Origin of the sequence: Streptacidiphilus sp. ASG 303 (assembly GCF_020991365.1) — a bacterium.
Taxonomy (GTDB): domain Bacteria; phylum Actinomycetota; class Actinomycetes; order Streptomycetales; family Streptomycetaceae; genus Peterkaempfera.
Genome location: NZ_JAJLRA010000007.1, coordinates 78,234 through 92,822 on the forward strand (window position 1 = coordinate 78,234; position 14,589 = coordinate 92,822).

Annotated in this window: 13 protein-coding genes; 12 read left to right on the forward strand and 1 reads right to left on the reverse strand. The window is 74.9% G+C overall.

Going from position 1 to position 14,589, the window contains the following annotated elements; all coding sequences use genetic code 11:
- Positions 1-163: 163 nt before the first annotated feature.
- The 9 genes from LO771_RS12100 (at position 164) to LO771_RS12140 (ending at position 7,703) form a co-directional block, all read left to right on the forward strand.
- Positions 164-976, forward strand: coding sequence for a metalloregulator ArsR/SmtB family transcription factor (locus LO771_RS12100; protein ID WP_230651206.1), 813 nt, complete (start codon positions 164-166; stop codon positions 974-976).
- Positions 973-2,385, forward strand: a complete 1,413-nt coding sequence (gene sufB, locus LO771_RS12105; RefSeq protein WP_230651209.1) for a Fe-S cluster assembly protein SufB — start codon at positions 973-975, stop codon at positions 2,383-2,385. The genes LO771_RS12100 and sufB overlap by 4 nt, the downstream gene beginning before the upstream one ends.
- A gap of 56 nt (positions 2,386-2,441) precedes the next feature.
- Positions 2,442-3,674: a Fe-S cluster assembly protein SufD gene (gene sufD, locus LO771_RS12110; RefSeq protein ID WP_230651213.1), complete on the forward strand. Its 1,233-nt coding sequence runs from the start codon at positions 2,442-2,444 to the stop codon at positions 3,672-3,674.
- Entirely contained in the window at positions 3,671-4,003 is a 333-nt protein-coding gene (locus LO771_RS12115; protein ID WP_230651216.1) for a bifunctional 3-phenylpropionate/cinnamic acid dioxygenase ferredoxin subunit, read from the forward strand. The genes sufD and LO771_RS12115 overlap by 4 nt, the downstream gene beginning before the upstream one ends.
- Before the next feature lie 6 nt (positions 4,004-4,009).
- Positions 4,010-4,774 carry a Fe-S cluster assembly ATPase SufC gene (gene sufC, locus LO771_RS12120; RefSeq protein WP_230651219.1) on the forward strand — a complete coding sequence of 255 codons (765 nt, stop codon included), beginning with the start codon at positions 4,010-4,012 and terminating at the stop codon, positions 4,772-4,774.
- Positions 4,771-6,030 carry a cysteine desulfurase gene (locus LO771_RS12125; RefSeq protein ID WP_230651222.1) on the forward strand — a complete coding sequence of 420 codons (1,260 nt, stop codon included), beginning with the start codon at positions 4,771-4,773 and terminating at the stop codon, positions 6,028-6,030. The genes sufC and LO771_RS12125 overlap by 4 nt, the downstream gene beginning before the upstream one ends.
- Before the next feature lie 24 nt (positions 6,031-6,054).
- Positions 6,055-6,498 carry a Fe-S cluster assembly sulfur transfer protein SufU gene (gene sufU, locus LO771_RS12130; RefSeq protein WP_230651224.1) on the forward strand — a complete coding sequence of 148 codons (444 nt, stop codon included), beginning with the start codon at positions 6,055-6,057 and terminating at the stop codon, positions 6,496-6,498.
- Positions 6,499-6,517: 19 nt separating this feature from the next.
- Positions 6,518-6,958 carry a metal-sulfur cluster assembly factor gene (locus tag LO771_RS12135; protein WP_374228154.1) on the forward strand — a complete coding sequence of 147 codons (441 nt, stop codon included), beginning with the start codon at positions 6,518-6,520 and terminating at the stop codon, positions 6,956-6,958.
- A gap of 208 nt (positions 6,959-7,166) precedes the next feature.
- Complete coding sequence (locus LO771_RS12140; RefSeq protein WP_230651226.1) at positions 7,167-7,703, forward strand: DUF4870 domain-containing protein; 537 nt, start codon at positions 7,167-7,169, stop codon at positions 7,701-7,703.
- A gap of 125 nt (positions 7,704-7,828) precedes the next feature.
- On the opposite strand, the gene LO771_RS12145 is transcribed toward LO771_RS12140, so the two are convergent.
- Positions 7,829-9,130: an MFS transporter gene (locus LO771_RS12145; RefSeq protein ID WP_230651229.1), complete on the reverse strand. Its 1,302-nt coding sequence runs from the start codon at positions 9,128-9,130 to the stop codon at positions 7,829-7,831.
- A gap of 462 nt (positions 9,131-9,592) precedes the next feature.
- On the opposite strand from LO771_RS12145, the gene LO771_RS12150 reads away from it, so the two are divergent.
- From LO771_RS12150 to LO771_RS12160, 3 genes are all read left to right on the forward strand, one after another.
- Positions 9,593-11,026: an alkaline phosphatase family protein gene (locus LO771_RS12150; protein WP_230651232.1), complete on the forward strand. Its 1,434-nt coding sequence runs from the start codon at positions 9,593-9,595 to the stop codon at positions 11,024-11,026.
- A 246-nt stretch (positions 11,027-11,272) separates the two neighbouring features.
- Positions 11,273-12,952 carry a hypothetical protein gene (locus LO771_RS12155; RefSeq protein ID WP_230651236.1) on the forward strand — a complete coding sequence of 560 codons (1,680 nt, stop codon included), beginning with the start codon at positions 11,273-11,275 and terminating at the stop codon, positions 12,950-12,952.
- Positions 12,953-13,214: 262 nt separating this feature from the next.
- Complete coding sequence (locus tag LO771_RS12160; RefSeq protein ID WP_230651238.1) at positions 13,215-14,339, forward strand: hypothetical protein; 1,125 nt, start codon at positions 13,215-13,217, stop codon at positions 14,337-14,339.
- Positions 14,340-14,589: the final 250 nt, after the last annotated feature.

The window sequence follows — 14,589 nt, forward strand, 5'->3', positions numbered from 1 at the left end:
GGAACCTCCCGCCGGGCCGGACGGCGTCCCGGGCGGGAGGGCGGCCCGGGACGTCGCCGCAGGCCAGGTGAGGCTTACCTGCGTGACGGAGTCCACCGGTGCGCGGGGGCGGGGCGGCTTGTCGCCGCGGAAGGAATTACGCAACAATGGTGTTGTGAAAAACATGCGCGAGCACCCGGAGCAGGAGGCGGCCCAGCCGGCCGCCCCCGCAGCGGTGCCCGCGCCCGGCGGCGAGGCCGCCGCCCCGGGCGGCCACCAGGCCACCCGCGACCGGGTCGCCCGCTCCATCCTCGACCACGGCCCCTCCACCGCCGCCGACCTGGCGGACCGCCTCGGCCTCACGGCCGCCGCCGTCCGCCGCCACCTCGACGCGCTCGCCGCCGCCGGCCTGGTCGAGTCCCGCGAGCAGCGGGTCCACGGCCACCGCGGACGCGGCCGCCCCGCGAAGGTCTTCGCGCTCACCGACTGCGGGCGCGACGTCTTCTACCAGGCCTACGACAAGCTCGCCGCGGACGCCCTGCGGTGGATCGCGGAGTCCGCGGGCGGCGGCGCGGCCGGCGCCGAGGCGGTCGCCGCCTTCGCCCGCGCCCGGCTCGGCCGCGACGCCGAACGCTACGGCGCGGCCCTGGACGGGACCGGCCCCGAGGAGCGCACCGAGGCGCTCGCGCGTGCCCTCAGCGCCGACGGGTACGCTGCCACGGTGCGGCGCATGCCCGCCGCCCCGAAGGCCGCCGCCGGCGCGCAGCTGTGCCAGCACCACTGCCCGGTGGCGCACATCGCCGAGCAGTTCCCCCAGCTGTGCGACGCGGAGACCGAGGTCTTCTCCCGTCTGCTGGGCACCCATGTGCAGCGCCTGGCCACCATCGCCCACGGCGACGGGGTCTGCACCACCCATGTGCCGGCGGCCGGTGCCGCCACCGGAACCGAACGCCGAACCACGACGACAGAGACTGTCTCCGGGAGGAACCCCGTATGACCACGACCGCTCACCCGGAGCTCGAGGGTCTGGGCAACTACGAGTACGGCTGGGCCGACCCCGACGCCGCCGGCGCCGCCGCGAAGCGGGGCCTGAGCGAGGAGGTCGTCCGCGACATCTCCGCGAAGAAGTCCGAGCCGGAGTGGATGCTCAAGCTGCGGCTCAAGGGCCTGCGGCTGTTCGACAAGAAGCCGATGCCGACCTGGGGCTCGGACCTGTCGGGGATCGACTTCGACAACATCAAGTACTTCGTGCGGTCCACCGAGAAGCAGGCCGCGTCCTGGGACGAGCTGCCCGAGGACATCAAGAACACCTACGACAAGCTCGGCATCCCGGAGGCGGAGAAGCAGCGCCTGGTCGCCGGCGTCGCCGCCCAGTACGAGTCCGAGGTCGTCTACCACCAGATCCGCGAGGACCTGGAGCAGCAGGGCGTCATCTTCCTGGACACCGACACCGCGCTCAAGGAGCACCCGGAGCTCTTCCAGGAGTACTTCGGCACGGTGATCCCGGCCGGCGACAACAAGTTCGCCGCGCTGAACACCGCCGTGTGGTCCGGCGGCTCCTTCATCTACGTGCCGAAGGGCGTGCACGTGGAGATCCCGCTCCAGGCCTACTTCCGGATCAACACCGAGAACATGGGCCAGTTCGAGCGGACGCTGATCATCGTCGACGAGGACGCCTACGTCCACTACGTCGAGGGCTGCACCGCGCCGATCTACAAGTCGGACTCGCTGCACTCCGCGGTCGTCGAGATCATCGTCAAGAAGGGCGCCCGCTGCCGCTACACGACCATCCAGAACTGGTCGAACAACGTCTACAACCTGGTCACCAAGCGCGCCGTCGCCTACGAGGGCGCCACCATGGAGTGGGTCGACGGCAACATCGGCTCCAAGGTGACCATGAAGTACCCGGCCGTCTACCTCATGGGCGAGCACGCCAAGGGCGAGACCCTGTCCATCGCCTTCGCGGGCGAGGGCCAGCACCAGGACGCCGGCGCCAAGATGGTCCACATGGCCCCGCACACCTCCTCGTCCATCGTCTCCAAGTCGGTGGCGCGCGGCGGCGGCCGCACCTCCTACCGCGGCCTGATCGAGATCGGCGAGGGCGCCGAGGGCTCGAAGTCCAACGTCCTCTGCGACGCCCTGCTGGTGGACACGATCTCCCGCTCGGACACCTACCCGTACGTGGACGTCCGCGAGGACGACGTGTCCATGGGCCACGAGGCGACCGTCTCCAAGGTCAGCGAGGACCAGCTCTTCTACCTGATGAGCCGCGGCATGTCGGAGAACGAGGCCATGGCGATGATCGTCCGCGGCTTCGTGGAGCCGATCGCCCGCGAGCTCCCGATGGAGTACGCGCTGGAGCTCAACCGGCTGATCGAGCTGCAGATGGAAGGCTCCGTCGGCTGACGCCGGCCGCAGCGAAGACCCACCCGGACCACCAGGAAGCGAGAGCAGCCTCAGCCATGGCTGATGTCCAGAACACCCCCGGCGCGACGACGGCCGGGTCCATCGAGGTCGGCACGGCCGGCGCCGGCGCGCAGCTCGCCGGCCCCGGCACCGGCCGCGCGACCGCGGCCGCCCAGCCGGTCGACGCCCGCGCGGAGGCCGTCGCCTCCTACGACGTGGCCGACTTCCCGGTGCCCACCGGACGCGAGGAGAACTGGCGGTTCACCCCGCTGCACCGCCTGCGCGGCCTGCACGACGGCACCGCCGAGGCGGGCGGCCGCGTCCGGGTCGAGGTCACCGCGCCCGCGGGCGTCTCCCAGGAGACCGTGGACCGCACCGACCCGCGCGTCGGCAGGACCGGCAAGCCGGTGGACCGGATCGCCGCCCAGGCGTTCTCCTCCTTCGAGAAGGCCTCCGTGGTCTCCGTCCCGAAGGACACCGTGCTCACCGAGCCGGTCCGGATCTCGGTCCACGGCGAGGGCGGCACCGCCTACGGCCACCAGGTCGTCGAGCTCGGCGCGTTCGCCGAGGCCGTCGTCGTCATCGAGCACACCGGCGACGCCGTCCTGGCCGCCAACGTCGAGTACCTGGTCGGCGACGGCGCCAAGCTGACCGTCGTCTCCGTGCAGGACTGGGACGACACCGCCGTGCACGCCGCCCAGCACACCGCGCTGATCGGCCGCGACGCCTCCTTCAAGTCCGTCGTCGTCACCTTCGGCGGCGACCTGGTGCGCCTCCACCCCCGCGTGGTCTACGGCGCCCCCGGGGGCGAGGCCGAGCTGTACGGCCTGTACTTCGCCGACGCCGGCCAGCACCTGGAGCACCGCCTCTTCATCGACCACGACACCCCGCACTGCCGCAGCAACGTCGCCTACAAGGGCGCGCTGCAGGGCGCGGAGTCGCACGCGGTGTGGATCGGCGACGTGCTGATCCGGGCCGCCGCCGAGGGCACCGACACCTACGAGCTCAACCGCAACCTGGTGCTCACCGACGGCGCCCGCGTCGACTCGGTCCCCAACCTGGAGATCGAGACCGGCGAGATCGTCGGCGCCGGCCACGCCTCGGCGACCGGCCGCTTCGACGACGAGCAGCTCTTCTACCTGCAGGCCCGCGGCATCCCCGCCGACGAGGCCCGCCGCCTGGTGGTCCGCGGCTTCTTCGCCGAGCTGGTCCAGCAGATCGGCCTGCCGGACGTCCAGGAGCGCCTGCTGGAGAGGATCGACGCCGAGCTGGAGGCCACGCTCTCATGACCGCCGCTCCCCAGGGCTTCGTCCGCGCCTGCTCCCTCGCCGACCTCGCCGAGGACAGCCCCCGCCGCGTCGAGATCGACGGCGTGCCGGTGGCGCTGGTCCGCACCGGGGGCGAGGTGTTCGCGATCAACGACATCTGCTCCCACGCCAACGTCTCCCTCTCCGAGGGCGAGGTCGAGGACTGCATGATCGAGTGCTGGCTGCACGGCTCCAGCTTCGACCTGCGCACCGGGAAGCCCTCCGGGCTGCCCGCCACCAGGCCCGTCCCGGTGTACCCCGTCACGATCGAAGGGGACGAGGTTCTCGTCTCCGTCACCCAGGAGTCCTGAGTCCCCATGGCCACGCTTGAAATCCGCGACCTGCACGTCTCCGTCGAGGCCGAGAACGGTCCCCGCGAGATCCTCCGCGGTGTCGACCTCACCGTGAAGCAGGGCGAGACGCACGCCATCATGGGCCCCAACGGCTCCGGCAAGTCCACCCTCGCCTACTCCCTCGCCGGGCACCCCAAGTACACCGTCACCAGCGGCAGCGTCACCCTCGACGGCGAGGACGTCCTCGCGATGTCGGTCGACGAGCGCGCCCGCGCCGGCGTCTTCCTCGCCATGCAGTACCCGGTCGAGGTCCCCGGCGTCTCCGTCTCCAACTTCCTGCGCACCGCCGCCACCGCGGTCCGCGGCGAGGCCCCCAAGCTGCGCACCTGGGTGAAGGAGGTCAAGGAGGCCATGGCGGCGCTCCACATGGACCCGGCCTTCGCCGAGCGCAACGTCAACGAGGGCTTCTCCGGCGGCGAGAAGAAGCGCCACGAGATCCTCCAGCTGGAGCTGCTCAAGCCGAGCATCGCGATCCTCGACGAGACCGACTCCGGCCTCGACGTCGACGCCCTGCGGATCGTCTCCGAGGGCATCAACCGGGTCCGCGAGTCCGGCGAGGTCGGCACCCTGCTGGTCACGCACTACACGCGCATCCTGCGCTACATCAAGCCCGACTACGTCCACGTCTTCGCGAACGGCCGCATCGTCGAGTCCGGCGGCGCCGAGCTCGCCGACAAGCTGGAGGACGAGGGCTACGAGGCGTACGTGAAGGGAGGCGCTTCCGAGTGACCCTCCCCGGTCTGCTCGACACCGACGCGATCCGCAAGGACTTCCCGATCCTGCAGCGGCTGCTGCACGACGGGCAGCCCCTGGTGTACCTCGACAACGCCGCGACCTCCCAGAAGCCGCAGCAGGTCCTGGACGCCCTCACCTCCTACTACGAGCGGCACAACGCCAACGTGCACCGCGGCGTGCACGTGCTGGCCGAGGAGGCCACGGCGCTGTACGAGGGCGCCCGCGACAAGGTCGCGGCCTTCGTCAACGCCCCCAGCCGCGACGAGGTGGTCTTCACCAAGAACGCCTCGGAGTCGCTGAACCTGGTCGCCAACATGCTCGGCTGGGCCGACGAGCCCTACCGCGTGGACCGGGACGCCGAGATCGTCATCACCGAGATGGAGCACCACTCCAACATCGTCCCGTGGCAGCTGCTCGCGCAGCGCACCGGCGCGACGCTGAAGTGGTTCGGCCTCACCGACGACGGCCGGCTCGACCTGTCGGACATCGAGCGGGTCATCACGGAGAAGACCAAGGTCGTCTCCTTCGTCCTGGTGTCCAACATCCTCGGCACCGTCAACCCGGTCGAGGCGATCGTCCGCCGCGCCCAGGACGTCGGCGCGATCGTGGTGGTCGACGCCTCGCAGGCCGCCCCGCACATGGTGCTGGACGTCCAGGCGCTCGGCGCCGACTTCGTGGCCTTCACCGGCCACAAGATGCTCGGCCCGACCGGCATCGGCGTGCTGTGGGGCCGCCACGAGCTGCTGGAGGACCTGCCGCCCTTCCTCGGCGGCGGCGAGATGATCGAGACCGTCTCGATGTCCTCCTCCACGTACGCGCCCGCGCCCCACAAGTTCGAGGCCGGCACCCCGCCGATCGCCCAGGCCGTCGGCCTCGGCGCCGCCGTGGACTACCTGAACGGCATCGGCATGGACGCGATCGCGGCCCACGAGCACGCGATCACCGCGTACGCCGTGGAGCGGCTGCTGGAGGTCCCCGACCTGCGGATCATCGGCCCGGGCACGGCCCAGGACCGCGGCGCGGCGATCTCCTTCACGCTCGGCGACATCCACCCGCACGACGTGGGCCAGGTCCTCGACGAGCAGGGCATCGCCGTCCGGGTCGGCCACCACTGCGCCCGGCCGGTCTGCCTGCGGTACGGAATTCCCGCGACCACGCGGGCGTCGTTCTACCTGTACTCGACACCGGCCGAGGTCGACGCGCTCGTCGAGGGGCTGCACCACGTGCGGCGCTTCTTCGGGGCGGGCTGACAGGGGTAGGAGGACCCGCACACCGTGAAGCTCGATTCGATGTACCAGGAGATCATCCTGGACCACTACCGCAACCCCCACGGCAAGGGGCTGCGGGACGGCGACGCCGAGGTCCACCACGTCAACCCGACGTGCGGCGACGAGATCACCCTGCGGGTGAGGCTCGACGGCCCGGTGGTCGCCGACGTGTCGTACGAGTCGCAGGGCTGCTCCATCAGCCAGGCCAGCGCCTCGGTGCTGAACGACCTGCTGGTCGGGAAGTCCGTCGGCGACGCGCAGCAGGTCCAGGAGGCGTTCCTGGAGCTGATGCAGAGCAAGGGCCAGGGCGAGGGCGACGAGGAGGTGCTGGAGGACGCGGTGGCGTTCGCCGGCGTCTCCAAGTACCCCGCCCGCGTGAAGTGCGCCCTGCTGAGCTGGATGGCCTGGAAGGACGCCACCGCCCAGGCCCTGGCCCAGCGCCCCGAGTGAGTCCGAAGGAGGACGCAGCATGAGCGAGACCGAGAGCACCACCTCGGCACCCGCGGCCTCCCCGGCCGCCGGGACCGAGCCGCAGGGGTCCGGGGCCGCCGCCCCGGCCGCCCCCGCCGAGCAGAACGGCATCGTCGGCACCACCGCCGGCACCGTCTCGGTGGAGGACCTGACCGAGGCCCTGATGGACGTCGTCGACCCCGAGCTGGGCATCGACGTCGTCAACCTGGGCCTGATCTACGGCGTCCACATCGACGAGGCCGACGTGGCCACGATCGACATGACCCTGACGTCGGCGGCCTGCCCGCTCACCGACGTCATCGAGGACCAGGCCAGGAGCGCCACCGACGGCCTGGTGAAGGACCTGCGCATCAACTGGGTCTGGATGCCGCCGTGGGGCCCCGACAAGATCACCGACGATGGCCGCGAGCAGCTCCGCGCCCTCGGCTTCAACGTCTGACCCCCTGGTCCCCGCCGTCCCCCGGCACCCCGCCGCCCCGCCGCCCGCCCCGGGCGGCGGGGCGGCGGCGTGCGGGGGCGGTGCCGGGCCCGTCGGCCGCCGGGGCGGGGTCACCCGTTCGTGACGGACGTGCAACGGGCGGGTCCCAGGTCGGGGCGGGCGTGCCCGGGCCCTGGACGGCGGGGGCCGGCGCCCCGACAGTACGGCTATGACCTCGGACCAGTCCGCGCAGACGCCCGCACCCGACGGCGACCCCTTCGTCAAGCCCGCGCCGCCCTCCGGCTCCGTCCCGCCGCAGCCCTCCGGCTCCGTTCCGCCGCCGCCCGTCGGCGCTCCGTCCGGCCCGCCGCCCCAGGGGCACCCGGCCGGCCCGTGGCAGCCGGGGTACCCGCCGGCCCAGCCCGTGCCCCCCGGCCCGCCGCTGCGCCCCGACGAGGAGCGGATGTGGGCGCTCCTCGGCCACCTCAGCTTCTTCGTGCTCAGCATCCTGGGGCCGGTGGTCATCATGCTGACGATGGGCAAGCGCTCGGAGTTCGTCCGCAGGCAGGCGGCCGAGGCGCTGAACTTCCACCTCATGGTGCTGATCGCCGTGGTGGTGAGCTTCCCGCTGATGCTGGTGCTCGTCGGGTTCCTCACCTTCTTCGCCGCGCTCGCCGCCGGCACGGTCCTCAGCGTGGTCGCGGCGCTGCAGGCCCACAACGGGGTCGACTACCGCTACCCCTTCACGTACCGGTTCGTGAAGTGAGCCGGTAGGCCCGGTCGCACCGCCCGCCCGTCCGCGGCACGCCGCGGGCGGGCACGACCCCGCCGCCCGGGCGGGCGGCGGGGTCTGCGGGCGGCGGGCGCCGGTTCCGGAGGGCCGGACCGGCCTCAGGTCCGGCGGGCCGCCGCCGCCGACAGGGCCAGGCACGCGGCGCAGGCCACCGCGGCGAAGCCGCTGAACGCGGCCTGCAGCCCGACGTGCTGCGCGGCGGCGCCCACCGCCACGATCGGCAGCGAGCTGCCCAGGTAGACGATCACCCAGAAGGCGCTGAGCTGGCTGCCCCGCCGCTCCGGGTCCATCGCGGCGCAGGCCGCCGTGAACAGGGAGCGGAACGCCACGCCCTGGCAGGCGCCGCCCACCAGGCTGCCCGCGACCAGCAGGGCGGGGGCGTGCAGCGGCCCGGCCGCCACCACCGTGCCCAGCCCCGCCGCGAGCCCCGCCATGCCCAGCACCGGCACCAGCCGGCCCGGCGCGGCAGGGACCGCCAGCTGGGCGGCGCCCGAGGCGGCCAGCAGCAGCGCGGCGACCACCGCGCCGGTCATCCGGGAGTCGGTGTGCAGCAGCGCCCGGCTGTACCCGGGTGCCAGGCTCAGGTAGACGCCGAAGACCGCGTAGCTGACGAAGCCGGTGCCCGCCGCCAGCAGGAACGTCCGGCGTCCGGCCGACGGCAGGGCCAGCGCCCGCGGCCGCAGCGCGGCCCGGGCCGGCCGCCCCTCCGGGGCCGAGGCCCGCCGGTCGGGCGTCTGGTGCCCGGGGCTGCGGGGGTGCAGCAGCGCCAGCGGCACGCACAGGGCCAGCAGGAGCACGGCGTGCGCGAGGAACGGCACGTGGACCGGGTGCTCGCCGTGCGCCAGCGCCGCGCCGACCACCGGGCCGGCGGCCACGCCGCCCGCCGAGCAGGCCAGGGTCAGCCTGGCGGCCAGTCCCGGCCGGTCGGGCAGCAGGTCGGTCAGCGCCGCCCCGGCGGCGCCGGTGGCCATGCCGACGGCGACGCCCTGGACGGCGCGGCCCGCTGCGAGCTGGGTGAAGGTGCCGGCGGTCGCGAAGAGCGCGTCCCCGGCGGCGGAGAGCGCGACGGCGGGCAGCAGCAGCGCCCGGCGGCCCAGGTGGTCCGACCAGTGGCCGACCGCGGCGAGCACGGGGATCAGCGCGAAGACGTACACCGTGAAGAGGAGGGTGGTGTCCAGCGCCGTCAGGGAGAGCCGCTGCTGGAGCAGCGGGTAGACCGGCGTGGCCAGGTTGGCGCCGATGAGCAGGGCGAGCAGCACGGCGGCCGACAGGCCGACACGGACGCCGCGGGCGGCGTTCCAGCGGCTCACCGCCGAGAGGCGCAGCAGCTCGCGGGGGGCGAGCTCGCGCGGCAGAAGGGATTCCGTCAGCCGGGTTCCGGCCGACCCGAGGTCCACCACGGTCGTGGGTCTCCTGTGGGCCTGGGCTCCGTGACCGGGCCGGCGGGGTGTGCCGACGCGCCCGTGGAGGGCGGCCCCGTGGGTGGGGGGCCGTCCGGCGGGCATCCGGGGGAGCCGGGTTGCGGGTGCGTGGGGCTCCGTCGCCCCGGATGCCTGACGTCGTGCGTGCAGGACCACTGCGAAGGATACGTCCCCGCGACCGGCTTCCGGACGGCCGGGCCCGGTGAGCGGACGGCCGGTTCCTGCGGCCGGGCCCTGCGGTCGGACAGTCGGTTCGGCATACCGGTCGCCCCCCGGGGCTCCCCCGGTCGGAGCAGCCGGGTTCCCCCGTACCCCTGAAACCGCCCGTGCGCCGCCCGGCGCCTGCCGCTCCCCGGGCCGTCCGCCGGTGAGAGTCGAGTGCGGCCCCGCCCGGCCGCGACCCCCTCGACCTGCCGGCGGCACGGCGGAAAGGCGCGGCACATGTCCGGGACGACCCGACGGAGACTGCTCGGTGCCGCGGCCGCGACGGCCGCGGGCGCGGCGGCGGCCGTGCTGCCGCCCAGCGTGCGCAAGGCGGTGGCCGCGGGGCCGCTGCCCGGCTCGCTGCGCGACGTCGAGCACGTCGTCCTGCTCATGCAGGAGAACCGCTCCTTCGACCACTACTTCGGCACGCTCGCCGGGGTCCGGGGCTTCGGGGACCCCGCCGCGCTGGTCCTCTCCTCGGGGCGCGACGTCTTCCACCAGCCCGACCCCGGGAGCCCCGACGGCTTCCTGCTCCCCTTCCACCTCGACACCCACCGCACCAGCGCCCAGGCCATCCCCTCCACCGGCCACGCCTGGGAGGTCCAGCACGAGTCCTGGAACTACGGCCGCATGGACCGCTGGGTGCGCGCCCACCGCCGGGCCGACGGCGACAACGGCCCGTTCACCATGGGGTACTACACCCGCGACGACATCCCCTTCCACTACGCGCTCGCGGAGTCCTTCACCGTCTGCGACCACTACTTCTCCTCGGTAATGGGCCCCACCTGGCCCAACCGCCTCTACTGGATGACGGGCACCATCGACCCCGGCGGCACCCTCGGCGGACCGGTCATCGCCAACAAGGCGCCCGAGCCGTACCGCTGGACCACCTACGCGGAGCGGCTGCAGGCGGCGGGCGTCAGCTGGCGGGTCTACCAGCAGGAGGACAACTACGGCTGCAACCTGCTGACCCGCTTCGCCTCCTTCCGCCGCTCCCGGCCCGGCGACCCCCTGTACGAGCGGGGGCTGGCGGCCCTGCCGGCCGGCTCCTTCGAGGAGGACGCCCTCAACGACCGGCTGCCGGCCGTCTCCTGGATCATCCCGACCAGCTACCAGTGCGAGCACCCCGACTACCTGCCGGCCGCCGGCGCCGACTACATCGCCTCCAAGATCGAGGCGATCGCGGCCAACCCCGAGGTCTGGGCCAAGACCGCCTTCGTCCTCAGCTACGACGAGAACGACGGCCTCTTCGACCACGTCCCCCCGCCCGTGCCGCGCCCGGACACGCCGGACGAGGTCGTCGGCGGCCTGCCGATCGGCGCGGGCTTCCGGGTGCCCTGCGTGGTCGTCTCGCCGTGGACGGTCGGCGGCTGGGTGGCGTCCGAGCCCTTCGACCACACCTCGCAGCTGCGCTTCCTGGAGCGCGTCACGGGCGTGCGGGAGCCCAACATCTCGGACTGGCGCCGGTCCGCCTTCGGCGACCTCACCTCGGTCTTCCGCTTCGACGGCGGCCTGGCCCGGCCGCCCCGGCTGCCGGAGACCGCGGGGCACCTCCTGGCGGCCGAGACCGCCGTCGAGACCCTGCCGCCCCCGTCGTTCCCCCGCGGCGCCCAGCAGCCCCCGCGCCAGGAGCCGGGCCTGCGGCCGCGCCGCCAGGCGCCGCCCCGCTGAGCGCCGCCCCGCCGCCCGGGGCACGTGCCCCGGGGCGGCTCCCGGAGCGGGGAACCGGGCGGTCCCGCACGCCGGGACCGCCCGTCGGCGCAGCCCCGCGGCACACCCCGGGTGCGGGCCGTGCGTGGCGGCCCGGGCGGTCGCCGGACGGCTAGGCTGGCCCCGGGCCAGGCGGCCGGGCCCCGCGCCCGCGCCGGGCCCGCCCCGACCACCTCACCCGTGCCAGTCCGAGGAGAACGTGCCACCATGGCCGGACGACGCCGCAACACCCCTGACAGCCCGTCGGCGACCGGCCCGGACGCGGAGCCGGTCGGCAGGCTCCCCGCCGACCTGGGCGTCGAGGAGCTGTACGGGGCCCGTCCCGCCGGCGGCTTCGACGACGACCCCGACCCGGACGACGCGCCCGTGTTCGTCCCCCCGGTGCGCCTGCTCCCCGAGGCCGAGCTGGCCGCCGCCGCGATGGCGGTGCCGCTGCTGGAGCGCGCCGTGCGCCTCGCCCGCTGGACCGCCCCCCACCGCCCGGTCGACGAGTTCGGCGAGCCCGGCCCCGAGCTGGAGGCCGAGGCCGCCGCCGCGCTCGGCCTCCCCGCGGGGGAGGGGGCCGGCGGGGACGGCGGGGGCGAGGACGCCGACAGCACGGCCGCCGCCGTCATGCGGGCCTGGTCGCTGGCGGTCGACCTGGACCTGATCGCGGTCGGCGACGCCGGCCCGGGGGAGGGCGAGGGCAGTGTCGCCCGGCCCGGCGAGGAGCTGGAGGCCGTCGAGTCCGGCGACCCGGAGGCCGTGCTGGAGGCGTGGCTGAGCGCCGCCGACGTGGTGCTCGACACCGCCGTCGAGGCCGACGCGCCGTTCCCCGACCCCACCGAGCTGGCCGGCGAGGACGCCGACGAGCTGGACGAGGAGGCCGCGGCGGCCGCCCTGGAGGAGTTCGAGGAGGCCCGCGAGGAGGCCCGGGAGCTGCTGGACCAGGCCCTCCAGGTGCTGTACGAGTCGACCGCCTTCGCCGAGGAGGGCGCCGAGACCGTGCCGCTGGGCGTGCTGGCCGCGCTGCTGGTCGTCCCGGACGGCGAGGAGCCCACCGAGGAGATGCTCGGCGACATCACCACCGTGATGGTCGCCCTCGACCCCATGCTGGCCGACCTCGCCGAGATCGGCATGGTCGAGTACCGGCCCATCGACCCGGACCTCTTCGAGGAGCCCGAGGACGGCGAGGGCGAGGCGCAGACGCTGTCCGAGGCGCCCGTCGACGACGAGGAGGCGGCCCGGTTCGGCCTCGTGCGGCTCACCCCGCTCGGCCAGTACGGGGTGCGGCAGTGGCTGCTGGAGGACGGGTACGACGCCCCGCTCGTCGGGGAGCACGCGCAGGGCGACGCCGCCGCCCTGCTGCGCGGCGTCTCGGAGGCGGTCAACGTGCTGCCCGAGGAGGAGATCCGCGAGTGGCTGGCGGGCCGCGACCCGCTGCCCGCCGCCCGCGAGCTGCTGGCGGCCGCGCGCGGCTCCGACACCCTCGGCCCGCTCCGCCGGATGCTCTGCCAGCTGGCCCTCAACCAGCTCGCCGCCGACCCCGGGCCCGCGCTGCGCGAGGTGCTGGACGACCCCGAGCTGGGCGGCTTCGCCCGCGCGTGGCTGGTCGAGCGGGGCGCGACCGACGTTCCCGAGCCGGACCGCGCCATGGCCCTGTGGACCACCGTCGACACCCTCGCCGCCCAGCTGATGGACCCCGACGTCGACCCCGAGCTCCTCGCCGAGCTGGTCGGCGGCCTGCCGCTCGCCCCCGACCCGACCGCCTTCCTCGGCGAGCTGTGGCGGGTCGAGCACCCCTGCACGGCCGAGGTGCTGGACGCCATCGGCGAGCACCACGGGGACAGGCAGGTCGCCAAGGAGGCCCGCAAGGCCGCCTACAAGGCCCGCTCCCGCCGCCCGTAGCGCCCCCCCGCACCACCGCACAGCCGCAGCCGCAGCCCGGCAGGAGCCGCACCCGCCCCGGCCGGGCTGCGGCGTGCCCGCCGGTGCCCGTGCGCGGCGGCGCTGCTGACGGCCATTCCGGCGCCCCCCGCCGCCTCCCCGGCGCCGCCGTCACGCAGCGTCCGCACCGGCGCACGCAAATGGTGCACTCCCGAAGTCGTACCAACGTATCGTGAGGGCGAGGACGCAACGGCGGACCGGCGGAGGCAGGGGGCACGGCGACGTGCAGTACGGCAGGGACGGGTCGGGGGCGGCCGGGGGCCGCGGCGGGCGGCAGCCGGGCGCCGAGGAGGTGGCGGCGGCGCTCGCCTCCTGGCGGCGCGCGGGGCGGCTGCCCTACACGGCGGCCCCCGGGCTGCCGGGGATGCGGCTGCTCGGCGGCTGGCACAGCGTCAACGGCGAACTGCTCTCGTTCACCCTCTGCACGGGCGATCCCTACGCCCCGGGCGGCCCCTACGTCTCCGTCCGCACCGCCCTCACCGGCGACGACCTGCGCGGCGAGGTGCTCAGCGGCCTCGACGAGGTCATCGAGGACGAGCGCGACCGCCTCTTCGACCTGACCGGCCTCGACGAGGGCGACGGCCCGCGCCGCGCCCGGCTCGCCGAGCGGACCCTGCTGGTCGACGGCGTGCCCGTCCCCGCCCGCCTGCGGGTGGAGGAGCCCGGTGAGGCCGGCGGCGCGGAGCTGTGGGCCGCCCAGCTGACGCTCCACCGCCCGCGCGGCGAGGTCGGACTGACCGTCACCGCGCGCGGACTGCCCGCCGGTTCCGCCGCCCTGGCCGCCACCGGGGACCTCGGCCCGTACCTGGCCGGACGCGCCCTCCTGCTGGAGGACCAGGAGGCCCGCCGGGCCGCGGCGCGCGACGGAGCCGGCGCCGGGGGAGCGGAGGCCGCCGCGCCGGTGGGTCTGGAGGCCCACCGCAGGCTGGCGTTCGGCTCCATGGAGCGCTCCCGGATCCTGGCCGAGCAGCTCAGCTCGGGCCGCGTCCCGCGCACCCCGCGGCGGCTGCGGGCCGACGACGACCGGGACCTGTGGGAGGAGGCCGTCCGCCAGCAGATGCGGCTCGCCTCGGAGAGCCGGCAGGAGGCCGACGAGTCCGTCACCTCGATGGTCAACCACCTCGGATGGCTCGCGGAGCGGGCCGACTGGGCGATCGGCACCGAGGACGGGCGGCAGGCGGTGGAGGAGACGGTCCGCCACGCCGTCTTCGGCAGCGAGGTGCCGAGCCTGCGCGCCCAGCAGGCGTGGCACGCCGTCTGGAGCGACCTGCGGGCCCACGAGTCGGCGCTGGAGGACTGGCTGGCGGCCTGGGAGCGCTGGCGCCGCGCGCGGCGCCGCCGCCACTGACCGGCGCACCGGCCGCCCCCGGCACCGGCCGGGGGCACCGACCGGCGGTACCGGCCGCCGCGGACCTCCGCCGGCCGCCCCGGGCCGGGCCCTCCGCCCGGCCCGGGGACCGCGGGACCCCGGCCCCGCGCCGCGGCCCGTCCTCCCGCCCCGGGGCAAGGGGGAGGCAAGCGGGTGCAAAGAGATGGTCAAGCGTCCATCTCGGCGCGCCCCCCGGTTCGCCCCCCGTTCAGCGGGCGGCAGGAGCCTG

What these genes read in the sequence shown, in the direction of transcription:
- LO771_RS12115 (WP_230651216.1), top strand. Translation starts at nt 3,671, where the DNA reads ATGACCGCCGCTCCCCAGGGCTTCGTCCGCGCCTGCTCCCTCGCCGAC.
- LO771_RS12100 (WP_230651206.1), top strand. Translation starts at nt 164, where the DNA reads ATGCGCGAGCACCCGGAGCAGGAGGCGGCCCAGCCGGCCGCCCCCGCA.
- LO771_RS12135 (WP_374228154.1), top strand. Translation starts at nt 6,518, where the DNA reads ATGAGCGAGACCGAGAGCACCACCTCGGCACCCGCGGCCTCCCCGGCC.
- LO771_RS12155 (WP_230651236.1), top strand. Translation starts at nt 11,273, where the DNA reads ATGGCCGGACGACGCCGCAACACCCCTGACAGCCCGTCGGCGACCGGC.
- sufC (WP_230651219.1), top strand. Translation starts at nt 4,010, where the DNA reads ATGGCCACGCTTGAAATCCGCGACCTGCACGTCTCCGTCGAGGCCGAG.
- sufD (WP_230651213.1), top strand. Translation starts at nt 2,442, where the DNA reads ATGGCTGATGTCCAGAACACCCCCGGCGCGACGACGGCCGGGTCCATC.
- sufB (WP_230651209.1), top strand. Translation starts at nt 973, where the DNA reads ATGACCACGACCGCTCACCCGGAGCTCGAGGGTCTGGGCAACTACGAG.
- LO771_RS12150 (WP_230651232.1), top strand. Translation starts at nt 9,593, where the DNA reads ATGTCCGGGACGACCCGACGGAGACTGCTCGGTGCCGCGGCCGCGACG.
- LO771_RS12140 (WP_230651226.1), top strand. Translation starts at nt 7,167, where the DNA reads ATGACCTCGGACCAGTCCGCGCAGACGCCCGCACCCGACGGCGACCCC.